The sequence below is a fragment of the Paenibacillus darwinianus genome (genome assembly GCF_000598065.1).
Classification (GTDB): Bacteria; Bacillota; Bacilli; order Paenibacillales; family Paenibacillaceae; genus Paenibacillus_I; species Paenibacillus_I darwinianus.
Map to the genome: position 1 here is coordinate 1 of NZ_KK082124.1, position 1699 is coordinate 1699.

At 58.1% G+C, this 1699-nt stretch carries 1 protein-coding gene and 1 pseudogene; both read right to left on the reverse strand.

Annotation, left to right across the window (positions count from 1 at the left end):
* Positions 1–243, reverse strand: a pseudogene (locus tag BG52_RS01155) (hypothetical protein); the annotation flags it as partial.
* Positions 244–332: 89 nt separating this feature from the next.
* Positions 333–1415 carry a peptide chain release factor 1 gene (prfA, locus tag BG52_RS01160; protein WP_036666661.1) on the reverse strand — a complete coding sequence of 361 codons (1083 nt, stop codon included), beginning with the start codon at positions 1413–1415 and terminating at the stop codon, positions 333–335.
* Positions 1416–1699 lie beyond the last annotated feature (284 nt).

Sequence of the window (1699 nt, forward strand, 5' to 3'; positions counted from 1 at the left end):
CGCCTTGCGCGTCACCAGCTCCCCCCATTCCGCCAACCGGCCCGCCGGAAAAGGATCCCGCCAGTCGCGCAGCATACCCGCAGGCTCCAATTCGAGCAGATGCAGCAGCAGCCGCTCCGCATTCGCTCTGCCCTCATCAATGCCGTGCTCGGACAAATAGGCTGCGGCCTGCAAGCAGGCTTCCCCGACCGTGGACCCGCCGGCCGGTTCAAAACGCGTCGGCATTACTCCCGCTTCGTCCATTACGGACACGCTCCTCTCAACAAACGGCCGGCAAGTCAGCGCTCTTCGAGGCGCTTCCTTACCGACCGTTTACTTTTAACTTATACGACTTAAACGCCTGCCGTTGCGTTTTCCCGCTCCAGCAGCTCCGTTTGCTCCGCCAGCGTGAGCGCATTGACGATTTCCTGCATATCGCCGTTCATAACGGCGTCCAGTTTGTGAAGCGTCAGGCCGATCCGATGATCAGTCACGCGGCTTTGCGGAAAATTATACGTCCGGATCCGCTCGCTGCGGTCGCCGGTACCGACTTTGCTTTTGCGCTCGCCGGCAAGCTTCGCTTCCTCTTCCTGACGCTTGACATCGAAAATACGTGCCCTTAGCACCTGCAGCGCCTTCTGCTTGTTATCGTTCTGCGATTTGCCGTCCTGGCAGGTAGCGACGATGCCTGTCGGGACGTGCGTCACCCGTACAGCCGACTTGGTAGTGTTGACGGACTGCCCGCCGGCGCCGCTGGAGCAGAAGGTATCGACACGGATGTCCTTGTCGAGAATTTCGATTTCAAGATCCTCGACCTCCGGCATCACCGCGACGGTCGAGGTCGACGTATGAATGCGTCCGCCGGACTCCGTCACCGGAATCCGCTGTACCCGGTGCGCGCCGCTCTCGTATTTCAGCTTGCTGTACGCGCCTTTGCCGGAGATCATAAAAATAACCTCCTTGAAGCCGCCCAAATCGTTCTCGTTCACATCGAGCAGTTCTACTCGCCAGCCCTGCGAGTCCGCGTAACGGGTGTACATCCGGTACAGGTCGGATGCGAACAGAGCCGCCTCGTCGCCTCCCGCCGCACCGCGCACTTCAACGATCACGGGCAAGCAGAATACATGGACCTTCGGCAGCATGAGCAGGCGAATATGCTCTTCAAGCGCAGTCTGACGCGCGGTCAACTCCTCGATTTCCAGCTTGACCATCTCGCGCATCTCGTCATCCAGCTTCTCGCCCTGCATCGCCTTGGCGTCGTTCAGCTGCTCGATCGTATTCTTATATTCCGTGAAAGCCGCGTAAGCGTCCTGAAGATCGGATTGCTCCTTAGAGTAGTCGCGCAGCTTCTTCGGATCTGCGGCGACGTCCGGGTCGCAGAGCAGCTCGCTCAGCTTCTCGTATCGGTCCGCCAGCGCTTGCAACCGGTCCAACATCATACCTAACACCCCTAAATAAAAATTCCGTCCTATTATTATACCACAACAAAACCGGTTTCGTCCCTCGCCAAAAAATAACCGAGCAAAAGCCAATTCCCTCAGCGATCCGAGGCCTGCTCTCGCGCTCCTTTTAGCCACTATCCCTCTCGCTCAGAACCTGCTTTCGCACACCTTTTAGCCACTATCCCCCTGACTCAGAACCTGCTTTCGCACACCTTTTAGCCACCTATCCCCCTGACTCAGAACCTGCATTCCCGCCCACTCATAACGAGGAAGGCGGG